This is a genomic window from Spirosoma aureum (assembly GCF_011604685.1).
Classification (GTDB): Bacteria; Bacteroidota; Bacteroidia; order Cytophagales; family Spirosomataceae; genus Spirosoma; species Spirosoma aureum.
This window is the reverse complement of record NZ_CP050063.1, coordinates 8,178,925-8,194,839: the sequence shown is the minus strand read 5'-3', so window position 1 is coordinate 8,194,839 and position 15,915 is coordinate 8,178,925. Positions and strand designations below refer to the sequence as shown.

13 protein-coding genes are annotated in these 15,915 nt (G+C 46.7%); 5 read left to right on the top strand and 8 right to left on the bottom strand.

Annotated features, from left to right (window positions below; translation table 11 throughout):
- Positions 1-10: 10 nt before the first annotated feature.
- Positions 11-580 (bottom strand): DJ-1/PfpI family protein, encoded by a 570-nt coding sequence (locus G8759_RS32790; RefSeq protein ID WP_167217571.1) that lies wholly within the window; start codon positions 578-580, stop codon positions 11-13.
- A 998-nt stretch (positions 581-1,578) separates the two neighbouring features.
- Here G8759_RS32790 and G8759_RS32785 point away from each other — a divergent pair.
- Complete coding sequence (locus G8759_RS32785) at positions 1,579-3,510, top strand: sensor histidine kinase (RefSeq protein ID WP_167217569.1); 1,932 nt, start codon at positions 1,579-1,581, stop codon at positions 3,508-3,510.
- Between the two features lie 127 nt (positions 3,511-3,637).
- On the opposite strand, the gene G8759_RS32780 is transcribed toward G8759_RS32785, so the two are convergent.
- Both G8759_RS32780 and G8759_RS32775 read right to left on the bottom strand, forming a co-directional pair.
- Positions 3,638-4,534: a helix-turn-helix domain-containing protein gene (locus tag G8759_RS32780; RefSeq protein WP_167217567.1), complete on the bottom strand. Its 897-nt coding sequence runs from the start codon at positions 4,532-4,534 to the stop codon at positions 3,638-3,640.
- An 88-nt stretch (positions 4,535-4,622) separates the two neighbouring features.
- On the bottom strand, positions 4,623-5,630 hold the full coding sequence (locus G8759_RS32775) for an aldo/keto reductase (protein WP_167217565.1): 1,008 nt from the start codon (positions 5,628-5,630) through the stop codon (positions 4,623-4,625).
- Between the two features lie 287 nt (positions 5,631-5,917).
- On the opposite strand from G8759_RS32775, the gene G8759_RS32770 reads away from it, so the two are divergent.
- The gene (locus tag G8759_RS32770; RefSeq protein WP_167217563.1) at positions 5,918-6,217 is read left to right on the top strand and encodes a hypothetical protein; all 300 of its coding nucleotides are present in this window, start codon (positions 5,918-5,920) and stop codon (positions 6,215-6,217) included.
- Between the two features lie 146 nt (positions 6,218-6,363).
- Here the strand turns inward: G8759_RS32770 and G8759_RS32765 are convergent, their stop codons facing one another.
- Positions 6,364-6,807 carry a hypothetical protein gene (locus G8759_RS32765; protein ID WP_167217561.1) on the bottom strand — a complete coding sequence of 148 codons (444 nt, stop codon included), beginning with the start codon at positions 6,805-6,807 and terminating at the stop codon, positions 6,364-6,366.
- A gap of 59 nt (positions 6,808-6,866) precedes the next feature.
- Positions 6,867-7,592 (bottom strand): hypothetical protein, encoded by a 726-nt coding sequence (locus tag G8759_RS32760; protein ID WP_167217559.1) that lies wholly within the window; start codon positions 7,590-7,592, stop codon positions 6,867-6,869.
- Positions 7,593-7,884: 292 nt separating this feature from the next.
- Here G8759_RS32760 and G8759_RS32755 point away from each other — a divergent pair, with 292 nt between their 5' ends.
- Positions 7,885-9,699: a tetratricopeptide repeat-containing sensor histidine kinase gene (locus G8759_RS32755; protein WP_167217557.1), complete on the top strand. Its 1,815-nt coding sequence runs from the start codon at positions 7,885-7,887 to the stop codon at positions 9,697-9,699.
- A 76-nt stretch (positions 9,700-9,775) separates the two neighbouring features.
- Entirely contained in the window at positions 9,776-10,573 is a 798-nt protein-coding gene (locus G8759_RS32750) for a LytR/AlgR family response regulator transcription factor (protein WP_167217555.1), read from the top strand.
- A gap of 570 nt (positions 10,574-11,143) precedes the next feature.
- Here the strand turns inward: G8759_RS32750 and G8759_RS32745 are convergent.
- Entirely contained in the window at positions 11,144-11,551 is a 408-nt protein-coding gene (locus G8759_RS32745; protein ID WP_167217553.1) for an EthD family reductase, read from the bottom strand.
- Between the two features lie 410 nt (positions 11,552-11,961).
- Between G8759_RS32745 and G8759_RS32740 the strand changes: the two genes are divergently transcribed.
- The gene (locus G8759_RS32740) at positions 11,962-12,216 is read left to right on the top strand and encodes a hypothetical protein (RefSeq protein WP_167217551.1); all 255 of its coding nucleotides are present in this window, start codon (positions 11,962-11,964) and stop codon (positions 12,214-12,216) included.
- A gap of 148 nt (positions 12,217-12,364) precedes the next feature.
- Here the strand turns inward: G8759_RS32740 and G8759_RS32735 are convergent, their stop codons facing one another.
- Positions 12,365-14,776: a glycoside hydrolase family 20 zincin-like fold domain-containing protein gene (locus tag G8759_RS32735; protein WP_167217549.1), complete on the bottom strand. Its 2,412-nt coding sequence runs from the start codon at positions 14,774-14,776 to the stop codon at positions 12,365-12,367.
- 22 nt (positions 14,777-14,798) lie between these two features.
- Positions 14,799-15,896, bottom strand: coding sequence for an acyltransferase family protein (locus G8759_RS32730; protein ID WP_167217547.1), 1,098 nt, complete (start codon positions 15,894-15,896; stop codon positions 14,799-14,801).
- Between the last annotated feature and the right edge of the window lie 19 nt (positions 15,897-15,915).

Sequence of the window (15,915 nt, the reverse complement as noted above, 5' to 3'; positions counted from 1 at the left end):
TTAAACTTACCTACTTTTCCACCAGTTCCGATTCTTTAAGACAGGCAAAAACTTCTCGATAGAATTCAGGGTGTGATTGCCAGGTCTGCCCAGTGACAATGTTTTTGTCACGAACAGCTTGTTGGGTAGAATACTTACCACCTCCCATTTCAATTTCAGTTCTGACATGTTCGTAGGCGGTTAAGTTTCGATTAGCCGCCAAACCAGCCGTTACAAGGATCTGAATGCCGTGGCAGATGGCAAAGACCCATTTACCCTGCCGATCAAACTCCCGTACTAGTTCCAGTAGTAATTCATGATTACGTAGGTATTCGGGGGCGCGACCACCTAACAATAAAATCGCATCGTAATCCTCTACAGCCACATCCTGTATGGTCAGGTCTGAGGCCAGACAATAGCCGGGCCGCTCGACATAGGTATCCCAACCGGGCTCAAAATCGTGCATAACCAGGTTAAGTCGGCGTTTGCTTGGAGCGGCAATCACAGGCGTATCACCTTCCTCCTGAAAGCGGTGAACGGCATAGAGGGTTTCGTAACTTTCGCCACCATCGCCGGTAACGATCAGAATTTTGCGATTCATGTGAGTAAGGATTAAGGGCAATGACTGGAAATATAGGCATTATTCTAGATAACATGCAACTCTTGACTGGAGTATCCAGGGTAAGATCAGGCTACTTAAATCGCTGATAGCTCAGTGAAGTAGCGTTTTATGAAAATAAATCTCAAGAGTTTATAAACTCCTTTTTTTAATCAGCCTGTGGCCATTGAAGTCGGGCCTATCATACACAGGTTCTTTAAATCTGCACGGAAAATAATCGCTTTTTATTCCAGACTGCGGTATATCTTCTGGCGAAAGACCCAATTATGAAGCAGACCACCTAAAGCTGTTATCTTGGTGAGGATTATATGAGAAAAAGTTACCTGTAATTACAAATAATAACCTGTTCGTTTGGCTGCGTTCCGACGCAGGTCACTAACCCCAAGTAGAACTTCAAGCCAGGAAAATTGATTAGGCCCGATGAGTTGCGATATTATTACCAAATGGCATACCGGCACCATCGCCAGCCAGGAAGGTCAGCGTACTGCATGCACGGTTACGTTGAACGCCTAAGTTTTTGTCAGGCAAGCCTATCAATTTTCAAAACTACTTATAGCACAACTACGGATCTGGTAGCGCATAGGAAAGTCAGGGTTATGACAGACTGGAAAGGAGTATATGAGGCTGGTAATCAGCTTCGTATATTTGCTGAGTTTGTCTGACTTTTGCTTCTTTACTCACCCACCGATTTGTGAAATCATTTAGCCCCATTTTACTGTCGTTGGTTCCACGGGTAGCCATACTCACCGATAGGCAGCTGTTGTTGAAATTCGAGTCAAAGCCAACGGCATGGGCATTCCAGAATCAGTAAAGGCCAAAAGCCTTTTTTTACTACTAAACTAGCAGCGAAGGAACAGGATTGGGCTTTTCATTGAGTTATGATATCAACGCTGAAGGGCAGAGTGCAAACACAAAAGATGGAGAGTTCACCTAAATGATTGAACGCTTGCCGTTGCTGGCTTAAACCAATACTACTAGCTATGCCTCCTTTTCTATTCGATAGTGAATTGTTCCGACTTCATCCGGTTACCATCGCAGCAATGGCCGAGTTCACGCTCTCTTTTCTTATCCTGGTTTACTTCCTCAGTCTACGGGGAAAGACCCGAGACACGTGGCTGATGGTGGGGTATGTCGGTCTTGCCATGCTGATCTACATGATTGACATTGGCGTGACGACCAGTAGGCCACCCCTATATGCCTACTTCAGAGCGAGTCATGCGGTCTTATTTGCGATATGGACACTCTTCTGGGCTTGGTGCGCTTATACCTATCAAGACTACCCGTTACGGCGCGAAGCGATCAGTGTAATCCTCATTGGGGGATGCGTATTGGCTGCCCTAATCGCTATCAGAATGTCAGCTGGCCTGCCCATCCGTAACTATTTTTCCTTCGCGAGTTTGTATTATACGAGTATGGGATTACAAGCCTGGACCATTGTTGTATTAGTAAGAAGGTCTTTCATCGTTTCCAAACGTTGGGAAGTTTCTTTGGGAAGTAAAACGAATCCTCTGCGCACGCCAGTTGGTCAGCCTGCTCAATCCCAGCGGGCATTCGCTCTTTTAATCGCCTTCTGGGTTGGATTTCTGGTATGGACATTTCTCCTGAACGAAGTGGTTTCACCATTCACCTATCACATTAGCCAACTGGTTTTATTGCTGGGCGTTTTGGTGGTCCACGTCACGCACGCCAGCGAGATAACCACCTTCCAGGTGAAGCTGGTCGCCCTGCCGCTTACGACCATTCTGATTCTGCTTGGAGTACTCCCTTTCCTGCTGTACGGAACCACATCACCTGAGAATGACTGGGGCGTTACCAATGAAGAATTGCAACCAAAACTCCGTGTATTTGCGTGGTTGATTCCCGGTTCGGCCCTGTTTACGCTGGTTGCCTTCATTCTCTTTTATCGAGTCGGATTGCTTAAACCACTCGCACTATTAGTAGAGACAGTCCAACGCATCGAAGATGGCGATCTTCAGGCACGTGTGCCCGTTCAAAGTCGGGATGAGATCGGCTCGCTGGCACAAAGTCTGAACAAGATGGCCCTTTCTTTACAAGCCGCCCAGGAAGAGTTGGAGAGACGAGTTGCTGAACGCACGACCGAGCTTCAGCATTCGCTCGAAAACCTGCGTGCTACCCAAACCCAGCTCATCCAGCGCGAGAAAATGGCGAGTTTAGGCGAGTTAACGGCGGGTATCGCTCACGAAATCCAAAATCCGCTCAACTTTGTCAACAACTTTTCCGAAGTCAGTACCGAACTGGTGAGTGAGTTAAAAGATGAACTCGACCGGGGCGATCTTGATGAGGCCAAAGTCATCAGTGACGATCTTACTCAAAATCTCCAGAAAATCAGCCAGCACGGAGGGCGGGCTTCGGCTATTGTCAAGGGCATGTTGGAGCATAGCCGCACTTCTACTGGTGAACGACAGCCTACCGAACTAAATGCGTTAGCCGATGAGTATCTGAGACTGGCTTTTCAGGGATTTCGGGCCAAAGATAACCGCTTTAATTGTGAGCTGCTTACCCACTTTGATTCGACTCTACCCGTAGCAAACGTCGTACCTCAAGAGATCGGGCGGGTGTTGCTGAACCTCTACAACAACGCCTTTTATGCCGTTTCGCAAAAGCAGAAAACAGCACCAGCAGATTACCAACCCACTATCAGTCTCAGTACGCAACGTAGTGAATCGGGCGTTCAAATCCGCATCAAAGATAACGGCATGGGTATTCCTGATTCCATTAAAGCTAAGATTTTTCAGCCATTTTTCACGACTAAGCCCACGGGGGAAGGAACAGGCTTAGGACTAAGTTTGAGTTATGATATTATTACCAAAGGGCATGGGGGAAGCCTCACCGTGGAAAGCCAGGACGGTGAAGGCACTGAACTGGAGATTCTATTACCTGCGTTGAGTTAAGCGAGTGTAAGGTCACATTAAACGCTCCTACAGGAGACGAAGAAGCATTCATGTATATTAGCCCTAAAACGAGCATATTTTGAGAATTCGTTGGACAAGGATTCCAATTCTGCTCTGCCCACTTCCATTAATTAAACGAAGTCCTAAACGCCAAAGGGGACTGATTCGTCTTCGCTTTAAAAAACTTGCTAAATGACTGAGGGTGCTCGAAGCCTAACTGATACGCTATTTCCCCTACTGTTAAGTGGCTAATAGCTAGTATTTCCTTGGCTTTTTCGATCAATCTAAGCTGAATATGTTGTTGGGCATTTTGGCCTGTAAGCGAGCGCAGCATATCGCTCAGATAATTAGGAGACAGATGCATGGCGACTGCTACTTGCTGCACGGTAAGCAAGCCTTTTTCTTCCGGTTGATCAGAATTGAAGTAGGCATCGACAATTGCTTGAAATTTTATCAGCAAATCGCTGTTACTGTTCGTGCGGGTAATGAATTGCCGTTCGTAAAAACGATTGGAATAGTGAAGCAAAAGGTCAATCTGCGACAGAATGATGTCCTGGGTGTGCCGATCAATATGCTGACATTCCTGATCTATCGTTTTGAAAAGTGCAATTATATCCTCTTCCTCTCTGGGCGATAAATGAAGGGCTTCGTTGACGGCATACGAAAAGAAACCGTAATGTGTAATGGTTGTTGCCAACGGATGTTTGAGCAGTAGATCCGGGTGAAATACCAACAGCAAACCGCTACCGCATTCCAGGGTTTGTACATCCAGCGACTGCACTTGCCGGGGGGCAGTAAAACTCATCACGCCTTTATCATAGTCATACGTCTGTTGCCCGTATTTGATTTTGCCCTTCACATCCCGTTTCAGGGCAATGCAGTAAAACTGGTGAATAAACTGGGACCAAGGGCCATCAGCTTCAAATTTACACAACTCCGATGGGGTAACACTCACCAACGGATGCTGTGGCTCCGGCAGTGACAACAACCGATGAAACTCGGTTATAGTTTTGATGGTCTTCATAACAAGAAAGTAGAAATGATCTGGAGTAAAACCTCCAGCCGATAAATGCAGACAACAAAAGCTATCTGCGTTCATCGGCAATTTAAAGTTAATCAATCAGGCCCATTCCAAATTCATCATAAGCATTTCCTGTATCTATACCCAGTGGAACAATATTTTCAAGCTTTTCCATGTCAAAGTCGGTCAACTCAACAGACACAGCCCCTATATTCTGCTCCAAATAGTTCCTGCGTTTTGTTCCGGGTATTGGCAAAGCTCCTTTTCTTATGGCCCAGGCTAGTGCTATTTGCGAAGGGGTAATGTTTTTCTCGATCGCCAGGGCTTCGATTGCCTGAAGCAGTTCTATGTTTTTAGCGAAGTAAGCCGGTTGAAAACGAGGCATTTGGCGACGAAAATCATTTTCTGGCAAATCATCGATAGTGCGTACCTCTCCCGATAAAAATCCTCTGCCCAAAGGTGAATAGGCCACAAAACCAATTCCCATTTCCCGTACTTCTTTAATAATGCCACGGGCTTCTACTGATCGTTCAAATAACGAATATTCGGATTGCAGGGCCGTAATCGGGTGCACTGCATTGGCCTTGCGCACGGTTTCTGCCGACATTTCTGACAAACCCAGATACCGCACTTTCCCTTCGTAAACTAAGTCCGCCATGGTACCAACTGTTTCTTCTATGGGCGTTCTTTTATCAAGGCGATGCAGGTAATATACATCAATGTAATCAGTTTTCAGATTTTTAAGCGATCGCTCGACGGCTTTTCTTACATACTCAGGCTTGCCGTTGATTGTCCAGGTAATGTTGTCTGAATCATCAATCTCCCAACCAAATTTTGTAGCCAGAATGTACTTGTCCCGGCTGTTGCCAACAGCTTTAGCAATCAGTTTTTCATTGTCGAAAGGGCCGTATAAATCAGCTGTATCGAGCCAATTGCCCCCTAACTCAAACGAGCGGTGAATCGTTGCGATGGCTTCAGCTTCATCCGCTTTCCCATACATGTCGTTGCCGGCAAACCCCGTCATGCCCATGCAGCCTAAACCTATTGGTGGCACCTGCAATCCCTGAGTGCCTAATGCCACTTTTTTCATTTGTTCCATACCTAAAGTTTTATGACGCAAAGTTCATCGCTCCTGTACAGAACTGTGTGTTCAAATTCCTGATGGTTGTAGTTAAATCCCTGATGCAGTTTGAAGGACATACCAATTAATAAAACCAGGGTTAAATGAGAGTATCAGCTCGTCATTAAAAAGCCAGTTTATAGTGTTGCTTTCGAGTCGCTGAAAAAAAACGGCAACTCATATAAAATGATGATCTACCTTCATGGATATACGGGTTTACCAGTGGACTCTCGGTCAATGGCAGTTTGATCAGTGGCGCGCTGTCTATGACGGGCGTGAGCAGTGTTCAGGTCACGGCGCTCGATCCGGGAGACTTACAGGTGAGCAGTAGCTTCCAACTGACGGTCAATCCGATGCCTTCTACGCCCGCTGGCTTTACCATCGTAGGTGTTTCGACGGTAAGCTGTGAGGTGGTCAGTCCAGGTCTGAGACGAGTGACCTTTACGCCCCAGTACGGAGGAGTGGACAGTTCCCCGATTAGTTTCTCGATAGTTAATGAGAGGTGTAGTACGATTGGAGCCAGGTTCCGTCATTTAAATGGCCCTATTCGAGAAACGGTCACATAAAACCTCTTTCGGCTTATAAATGAGCGTTAAATGAGACTAGTAAGCAAAGTCTGTTATAAAGTGAATACGGCTAGCCAGTAAATTTCTACGTTCCATCGGAGTTGATTGGTTTAGTGAATATTACGATTAATGTGGTTGATTGCCACTCATCTCGACGGTTTGAACATGGCGACCACGCTGACAATTTTCCATTGGCCAGCTATTTTTTCCAGGTAGCGAGCTTCAGCGCTTTCTAAAATAACTTTAGTCTCCTGGTTTTCGGCGCGCTGACTGAAGGTGACATAGGCCGCTTCGCCCTTCATGCGAATGTTCCAATGGGTGCGTATCGTATTGACTTTGGCTGGCTTTCGAGTAGCCCAAACCTTATCCATTAGCTGCCAGAGTGAATCGCCATAGACCTGCTCGCCAAAAATTAAAAAAGATGCGTAAGGAACGTTGGCCCAGTAACTCTTATACGTTTTGTAATCAGCCGCGTCGGATGCTATTTTTTCGGCCTCGATGCTGTTTTTAATAGCGGCTTCGTCTGATTGAGCAACTGAGTTAGTTAATGCTGACCCAATTAAAACGAGCGAAAGAAGTAGCGTTTTCATGAGATAATGGAGATTGGTTTTGTGAAATGAGTTGAGAATTTGGGTTATCGTTTAGTGGCTTATGGATTGAACTGATTCCGAAGCGTATTCACCTTAATACTTCGCTTATCCTGGTCGATAATCAACTGATATTGGGCAATCTTCTTCTCGCCATCAACTTCGAGACGATACATTCCAGTGGGCAGATGGCTTACGTTTAAGAGTCCGGCGTATTCTTTTATCTTACTCTGTTTTTTATAAAAAAACTGAAAGGAATCGTTAGCCAGGGTTATCAGTAGTCGCTCACTGGCAGGATTTATATACGAGAGTTTTACCTGGCTACCGCTAACAACCTCCAGATTGATAGTTGTCATCATTGAGGTTGCTGGAACCGGAAGGATGGCCTCCTCCGTGAAGGATGACGGGATTCGTTGTGGAATTGCATTCCACTGGTTACTGTTGAGAATGTCGTACGATTTCACCCGACTGCTAACCAGATTACGATCTACTAATCGGCTCAGCAGGTTGTCAAACTGACGAATGGTTCGTTTCGATAGTTTGATATACCGATCTTTAATCTTTTCCTGGTAAAGCAGCACATCATGACCCGAATAAAAGCTAACGCGGGTTGACCTGGTGTTGTAATCTGTATATAGTTTCCAATAACCCTGGCTTGAATCGGATCGGGTACGTTGGTAATACGGATTTGGCTGGCCGATGCGGTCGGAAGATGTAGCGGACGTTTTGGCAATGGATACCATTAGCGTAAAACCAAGGGTGATCAGCGAAATGAGTACCTTTTTCATGATAAAGTGGAACTGGGTTTTGTGAACTAATCAACCAGGTTGTCGTTACTGGCCGATTGACTGGTTCAAACGTAACAGGGGTTATTAGTCTCCGAAAATGCGACAGGATTAGTAGTGAAGAATTTCGCGTAAGTCGCCGAAATTTTTGAACAAGGCCTTTAAACGGCCAACGAATTTGCTTACTCAAAAAAAGTGACCACTTACGCGAAAGAGAAGGCTATTCGTCCTGTATGAGATGAATAGTAATACTGTTTATCAGTAACTTGTCTAACAATTGCATTCCTGACTCCGCATGAAATACGGTCTATTCTGGCTTTTTCTCTCGTTTTGTACCTATCCACTCTCGGCACAATCGGATCTCCGGGTTAGAGACCATGACAGCCTGCACCGGGAGCTTGCTCAGGCCAAAAGCGATACCATGCGCGTACTGATTTATGAGCAATTGATGAGGAATGCGCCTTCTAAAAAGGCTTCGATCGACTACGGTCAACGGGGCTTCGATCTGGCAAAACAGATTCACTTCAACAGAGGAACTATCCTATGTGGGAATGCCCTTGGGTTCACGATGGTCGAATTGGATTACTATAAGGCCATCCCGATTCTGATGGAGACCAAACTGCTTGCTGAAAAGCAAAATGACAAACAAGGGCAGTTGGGCGCTATCCTCTTTTTGGCCTATGCCTACAACAAATTCGATTTTCATCAAGCCCAGTATTATTATACGATGGGTAGACAAATGGTCGAAAAAGCCCAGATACCCGAAAGAATCGTGCCCATATCGAGAGTACTGGGACAATTTTACGCAAATTGGAACATATTGGACTCCGCCTTATTCTACCTGAAAAAAGGCTACTATCAGGAACAAAAAAACAATATCCCCTTCAGCTCACTCAGTAGTATATATGACGTTCAGTTTGGGAAGGTGTATTATAAAAAGAAGCAACCTGATCTGGCTATACGCTATTTCCGACGAGCGATTAAGGCCGCAGTCAGCAAACCCAATGGGCAAGCGTATCAAGGTCTGGCCATGATTTTTCGGGATCGACAGCAGCTCGATTCGGCCCGGTATTACGCCAAAAAATCACTGGACATTCAGCTGGAACGTAATGAAACCATCTACATTATCCAAACGGCTTCCTTACTTTTTGAGCTATATAAAACGTCAAACCCAGCCGAAGCGCTCCATTACCATCTCCTGGCATCGGCTACCAGAGACAGTCTCAACAACCAGGAAAAAGTAAGACAAGTGGAAAAAGCCGCCTATGAGGATCGGGAGCGGGAAGCCGCTACCCAACGACGATTAGAAGCGGCTGAATTGGCTTACCAGAATAAACTGCGATTGTATGCATTGCTGGTCCTATTGGCTGTTGCCCTACTGGTCGCTTTTTTTCTGTATCGAGCCAATCGGCAGAATCGCCAACTCGAAGCGCAGAACATCCGCCAACTCGAAACCGAGTTTGAGCAAAAACTAGCTGACACCGAGATGACGACCCTGCGGGCACAGATGAATCCGCACTTCATCTTCAATTGCCTTAATTCGATCAAATTGTATACGCTCCAGAACAAAGCCGACAAAGCTTCCGACTATCTGACCAAGTTCGCTCGGCTGATTCGGTTAGTCCTGGAAAACTCCCGTTCGGAGCGGGTTACGCTTCAGAATGAGCTGGAAGCCTTGCAACTTTATATCGAGCTGGAAGCCATGCGCTTCAAACAGAAAGTGCAGTTCATGATTCACGTATCGCCCGAAATTGACCAGCAATATGTACAGATTCCGCCTTTACTCTTGCAGCCATACGTGGAAAATGCCATCTGGCATGGGTTGATGCACAAGCCTGAAGGAGGCTTCGTGCAGGTCGATGTCCACCAATCGGAAGACCGCTTGTTGCACATCGAAATTACCGATGATGGAATTGGCCGGGAACGGGCCAAGGCACTGAAAAGTAAGTCAGCGGGCCTGCATAAGTCATTTGGTATGCAGGTAACGGCCGATCGCATTCGGATGCTTAACCAACTGTATAACATCCAGACTCAGACGCAGGTAGTTGACCTGGTGGCTCCCGATGGTGAACCCTTGGGAACGAAGGTTGTGCTGGATATTCCCGTTTAAAGAGTGATTGAGTGAAAGGGCGAAAGCCATCCGGTCACTCACTCATTCGCTCAATTCACTCATTCGCTCTTTATCTATGCTTCGCACCGTTATCATCGACGATGAACCCGACAATGTTGAGTTACTGGCTATGCAACTGGCACGTCATTGCCCACAAATTGAGCTTGTCGGGCAATTTACCGACAGCCCATCTGCGCTACTTGCCTTGCGTTCTCTTCAGCCTTCACTGGTATTTCTGGATATCGAGATGCCGATGCTGAATGGGTTTCAATTGCTGGAACAATTGGGCGAACTTTCCTTTCAGGTCATCTTCGTAACGGCCTACAATCAGTATGCGGTGCAGGCATTTCGGTTTGCCGCCTTAGATTATCTGCTGAAACCTGTTGATACAATTGATTTAGTGAAGTCCATTGGTCGAGCCGAACAGATTGTCCAGCGAAGTACCCCTGGCTGGCCAATACCTACTCACATCCTAACGGAACAACTGGAGTTGCTGCGAGCCTATTATCCACCAGTAGGTGAATCAGGCGTTCCTCGTTCTACTAAGCCCTCCAGGCTCGCCCTTCCCCATGCGAATGGACTCGCCTTTGTCGATACAGACCAGATTCTATATGCCGAGTCGGACAGCAACTACACCAATTTTGTGCTGGACAATGGCGAGAAATATCTGGTGTCCAAAACATTGGGTGATGTTCAGGAACTGCTCGAAAACCGTAATTTCCTACGGGTTCACCGGCAATATATTGTTAACCTCGCCCACATCAAACGACTGGTCAAAGGAGAGGGAACGTATTTAGTACTGAGTAATGGTAGCAATATTCCCGTATCACGTCAGCAAAAAGACCGTCTATTGGAGCGTTTTGGGTGGCTGTAGTGAAGCTGGTGATTAAGATACATTCACCTGAGAATGTATCTTAATGATTTCTGAAACATTTATTTAGATACCCTGTCTAATTCTGTCGCACAACTCCTTTAGATGCAACGCTTTCCAGTTTTCTGATTATTTAAACAGGAGTGTATTCTCCCGCTGAGCCTAAACGCGAAGGCTACCACTGGGTCAATCGATGGATTGCCCCTGAGCCATAGCATTTTTTGGTATGTTGTACAGAAGAGTCAGGTCAAGCGTCTCCTTCAGCCAACGGGTAACCAGGCCGCTGGAGCGGAGCGGTTTCGCTTGGGGATACAGCTGGAAAGCTGAAACGAGGTGATGAGTTTTTCGCGGTCGACTTTTCTGCCTTGCATAGCTGAAAATACAAAAAATCAACCTATCCCCAGGTTTTAGGCATTGATAGAGTTGTGCAACAGTCACACTCATATCGTGCTATTGAGCAAACACTTTACAATTGGATATACATAAACAGAGGCTAGAGTTGTAGAGCTACAGCTAGGTCCTGACAATTTTTGCGGTTTGCCGTTGCGTTACCTTTTCTAGCTACACCCTTGTTTACTTTACCACCTCACTTACCAAAATGACGGGGGTGATATTCGTGTAATTTGGAAAATCTGCACGTATGGCCTCTCTGTTTGGCCCAATAGCCGCTTGATAGTCACTAAGACTTTTTACGTAGAATGTGCCAATCGCCATAAAAGGCAGTGGTTGGTTTGGGATACCACTGGCAACTCCTTTTTCAATGGTGTATTTAACCAAATTTGACCCTAAAAAACCTGCTACCATAGGCATGTGCTTGGTTTCATAGTACTCTATATTAAAGGTTTTATTTTCGGCATAAGGGTACATGATAGATACTTTAGTTAAGCCTTTTTCAGGAACAGCCGTGTTGTGCTTTTCTTGACTAAATGCAGCAAAACAAATAGTTGAAAGTAAAAACGTTCCGATTAGGATGAATTTCATAATCAATTAATTTAAGTGATAAAATGATCGATTTAAAACCCTGTTTCGATAGAAAACAGTGTCCAATACTTATATAAAATAGACTTTCACTATTTCTACTCCACTGTACAATTCGGTAAGCAAATGAATATATAATTTAGAGTACTGGGTTATCTATTTTCGTCTCAGTAAACGCTTCTCCTTGAGACGAAAGAACATGTATGCAAAATGGCCAAGCTGCCGGAGCAGGCCTTTAACGAGACACTACAAATTAGGCGATGGGCGAAGGAAATACTAGTATGATTTGTCATTCTACTGCAAATGAGATTTCTTTGCCAGAGTCAGAATTACCCAATTTCGGGCGACAATGTAAATAAATGACAGTCAGTGCCGCCCCAAAGTTCCAGGATTTTCTTAACGTTGACAGTATTATGTTTTCAAGTAAAGACTACTCTAAAATGACACTTGAGGAATTAGTGTCAGAAGAAAAAAAATTGAAATCACAAAAAATTACAACTGCTGTGATCATCGGAATTATCGTTGGTATTGCGGTTTATTCGGCTACACATAAAGGGTTTGTCCTTCCTATTATTTTGCTAATTTTTTCTCTGATAATTGGCTCCAGATATTCAAAAAACCTGAAGAGCATCCAGACGGAAATAAGCCGCAGGGATACTGTTCGTTAATTAGAGTCGTAGTGCCACGTTTCGTCGGACAGGCAGCACTTCTGATTGCTACGTTTGGGCGGACCGCTAAGCCAAAGTCCTATATTTATATTCTGCCAAATAGCCAGAGTAAAAGAACATCAGGCCTGTCTCTTCTTCCCCCTTTCCATCATTTCCTGACCAACCATATCTCCGTCACCTGTGAGCCGCGTTCGCCTTCTCCGCACGTCCAGATGAACGTAACGGCTCCATCAGTCAGAGCGGCTTTCGGTACGTCGAATTCATAGATGGGCTGCTGGCCCGTTTGAATAAAATCATGGACCATAGAACCATCATCGGTCATGAGTTTCATGCGCGACTGAAAACGCCCGGTGTAGGCAATCCGAAGCTGATAGGTAGCGTTGGGATCAAGTTCGGTATAGGCGATTTTCAAGGGTTGATCGTAGAGGGTTTTCGCCTGTTTCATCCAGGCCCGTGGGGTGATCTGCCCTTTGAAGCCCGTTGCTTTAATTTCATCCACCCACTCGACTCCTACCAAACCAACGCCGAACCCGATTCTGGGCGATTGCAAACTGCCCGGATCGGTCGCCCAACTCATGTCAGAAACAACTCGGTGCCAGCTTTCGGGCGCGCCGAAATGGTCGTAGAAACCACCTGGTCCCGGATCAGTACGGTGCAGCATCTCACGAATTTTCTGGATTCGTTCGGATTCATCCGTCAATTTTCCAATCTGCAAAAGCTGCGATAAAAGCCAGGGTGAGTCATTGAGCGGAATGTCGATATTATCGACAAAATTACCCCGCCCCGACATCGCTCCGTGTCGCTCAATCGTCAATTGTGCGCCAATACTTTTGTAGAGCGAATCGGCCAGAGCAAAGCATTTCTGTCGAAAAGCGGGCAGAATGGGTTCTTTCCAGGCTTTTTCGAGGATGACGTTCGCTTGCCGCATGGCTGCCAGCGAGCCTCCCGATTCAATCATTTCCAGTTGATTGCGTGCCTGTTGTTCCAGGTCCGTTTCGTACAGCAGCCGACGGCGTGTGTAGGCATCGTAATATGCCCGGATCAGGGCCATCTGAAAACGGGGATTTTGTCGTATCGATTGCGGAATGGATTTTTCCAGTGCCTGCCATTGCATCAGTGTCCGCTCGACAGCATCGTTCGTCAGCAAATTACCCCGCCAGTTCTGCTCCAGCGCAATAAGTCCCTGCGCAACGGACTCGGTGAAGGTAGGCCCAATAAAAAGTCGCCCATAATCACGTAATGTTTCAATGACCGGCGTTTCCGGGTTCCAGTCCTGATCGCTCCAGACAAACTTATTGACGTCGTCGTTGGTGCCTTCCGAATAGCTGATGCTGCCTGCTCCGAATTCATCGAGTGCATTGTGAATCGCTTTCTCGTCGTGCGGACGTGGGTTGATGCACTCCCGACCGAGGGTCATGGCCCAGGCCAGATCCCAGTGCGGCACCGGATATTGGGAGGCATAATTGTGCGTAATGTCGGGATAATGGCGAATCGGAATAGAAGGGTTGACTCGTTTACGAATCTCCTGAACCGGCATCTTGACCCACGGCCCGAAAACTACCCCACCAAACCAGTTGTAGCCCTTATTGACATGTTTGTAGAAGGCATCGAACCACTGTTGCGTCGGTCGGAAAACTTGCGGAGATACCCAGATTTTGGCTTTCGGATGGTATTTATGCAGAACCTGTGCTTCTTTTTCGAGCCAGGCAAAGAGCACATCGGGTTCCAGTTCGCCGGGATCACCGCCCGGAACAAAAACGGCATCCAGTTTCTGCACGGACGAAAAAACTTCGTGTCGCTCAGCTAACTCCTTCTGAATGGAATCGGGATGCGTATAGTTCTGGCCCATATTCGGATACCACATCCAGACATCCAGTCCGTATTCGGCACAAATCCGCGACTGTTCACCAATCATTTTGATGGCCGGAAGCTTCATGTGGCGACTGGTGAAATCATCGTCGGTACGCGGGGGCATAATCTCGATGCTATTGGCACCGAACAGGGCCAGCTCGCGAATGTACTGGTCAAATTGAGCCACCGAAAACGCATCATAGGCATTGGTTTTAGGCCGATAACCAAGTTGGTGCCCGCGAATGGAATACCGGGGACTGGTGGCAATGGCCAGGTTTCCGGCTACAGTCAGTTTGCCCGGTTGCATGTCCAGTTTACGAAGTAACCGCCCGGCCCCGTAGAGTAAGCCCCGCGCATCGTGCCCTAAAATCAGAACCGCATTTGCCGACTCGATCGCAACTAGTCTGAAGCCCTCATTTTTGCTTTCGGGCATGGCCTGAAGCAAGGTTCGGAAACGCTGAGGCAATTGTGGTAAGTCACTTTCCAGCGCAAGACCAATAAACGGCAGATTATCGGCAGGCAGTTTTGTGGTAACGGTGAGCTGAATCCCGCTCCGTTTCCGAACTTCCTCCTGAAGAACTTCCACAGTTCTATGCAAGGCTTTCCTATCTGAAACAACGTTGACGATACGCGCCTTCGACAAATCGATTGAGCCTGAATAAGCACTTGTCAGGTTGAAAAGGAAGAAAATGAGAAATCGAATTGACATAGTTGGTAAGCGTATGGCGTCTCTATAGTTTGATGAAAATCTTTCGCTTATACAGCACATAGGCCGGAATGAAATTGATGCCGATGAAAAACAGGGCATAGGTTAGACTAGCGAGCTCGGGTTGTATGCCAATCGCTATTAATCCATTCACAACGTGCTCGTTTATGGAATGACCTCCGAGTTTAAGTCGGTAAAAAAACAGGGCGAAAATGTCGGCCAGTACATACACCGTGATGGCGTTGGCACCGAAAATGACGCCCGGTTTCGTGCCGCCCGCATGCCCAAGAACATCGACGAGAAAATACAATGAACCCAGCAGCAATGCAGCAAAACCTGACGTGACGAGCACAAATGAACTCGTCCAGAGGTTTTCATTCACAGGGAAAGTAAGCCCCCAGAAATAGCCAGCGGCCGCCGTAAACAGGCCGGCGGTCATGAGATACGACACTTTTTCGGTCGGGCTGGCGCGACTGAGCATCCAGCGGCCGGCCAGCATACCGGTAATGCCCGTTACGATTGATGGAAACGTGCTGAGAATGCCTTCGGGGTCCCAGGTGCCCTGCCACATCCGACCGGGCAGGTATTGCCGATCAAACCAGGCGGCTAGATTCTGACCTGGCTCCAGGACGACTTTGCCCATATCCGGCGATGGAATCTGGGTCATGACTAACCAGTAGGTAACCAGCGTAATGGCTCCAATCCAGGCTTGCTGCATCCAGCTTGTATTCATAAAAATAAACGCACAGACCAGAAATACAATGGCAATACGGTGGAGAGTGCCCGTCCATCGAACGTTCGAAAAATCAAAATCGGGCATCAGATTCAGGAACATGCCTACGGCGAAAATCTTTAATGACCGGATCAGGATTTTTCGGTAGAGTTCGCCTTTGGGATTGCCTTTATCCAGCTTCTGCGCGTAGGCCAGCGCAATGGAAACACCCACGATAAATAGAAAGGTCGGTGCAATTAAATCGGTGAACGATAGGCCATTCCATTTTGTGTGTCTCAGCGTAAAATACACGAACTCTTCGTTTCCTGGAAAGTTGGCAACAATCATAGCCGCGATGGTAAATCCACGCATCGCATCTAATGAAATGAGTCGGCTCGGTTGCGGCATCATTAAAAAGTGAAAAAAGCCA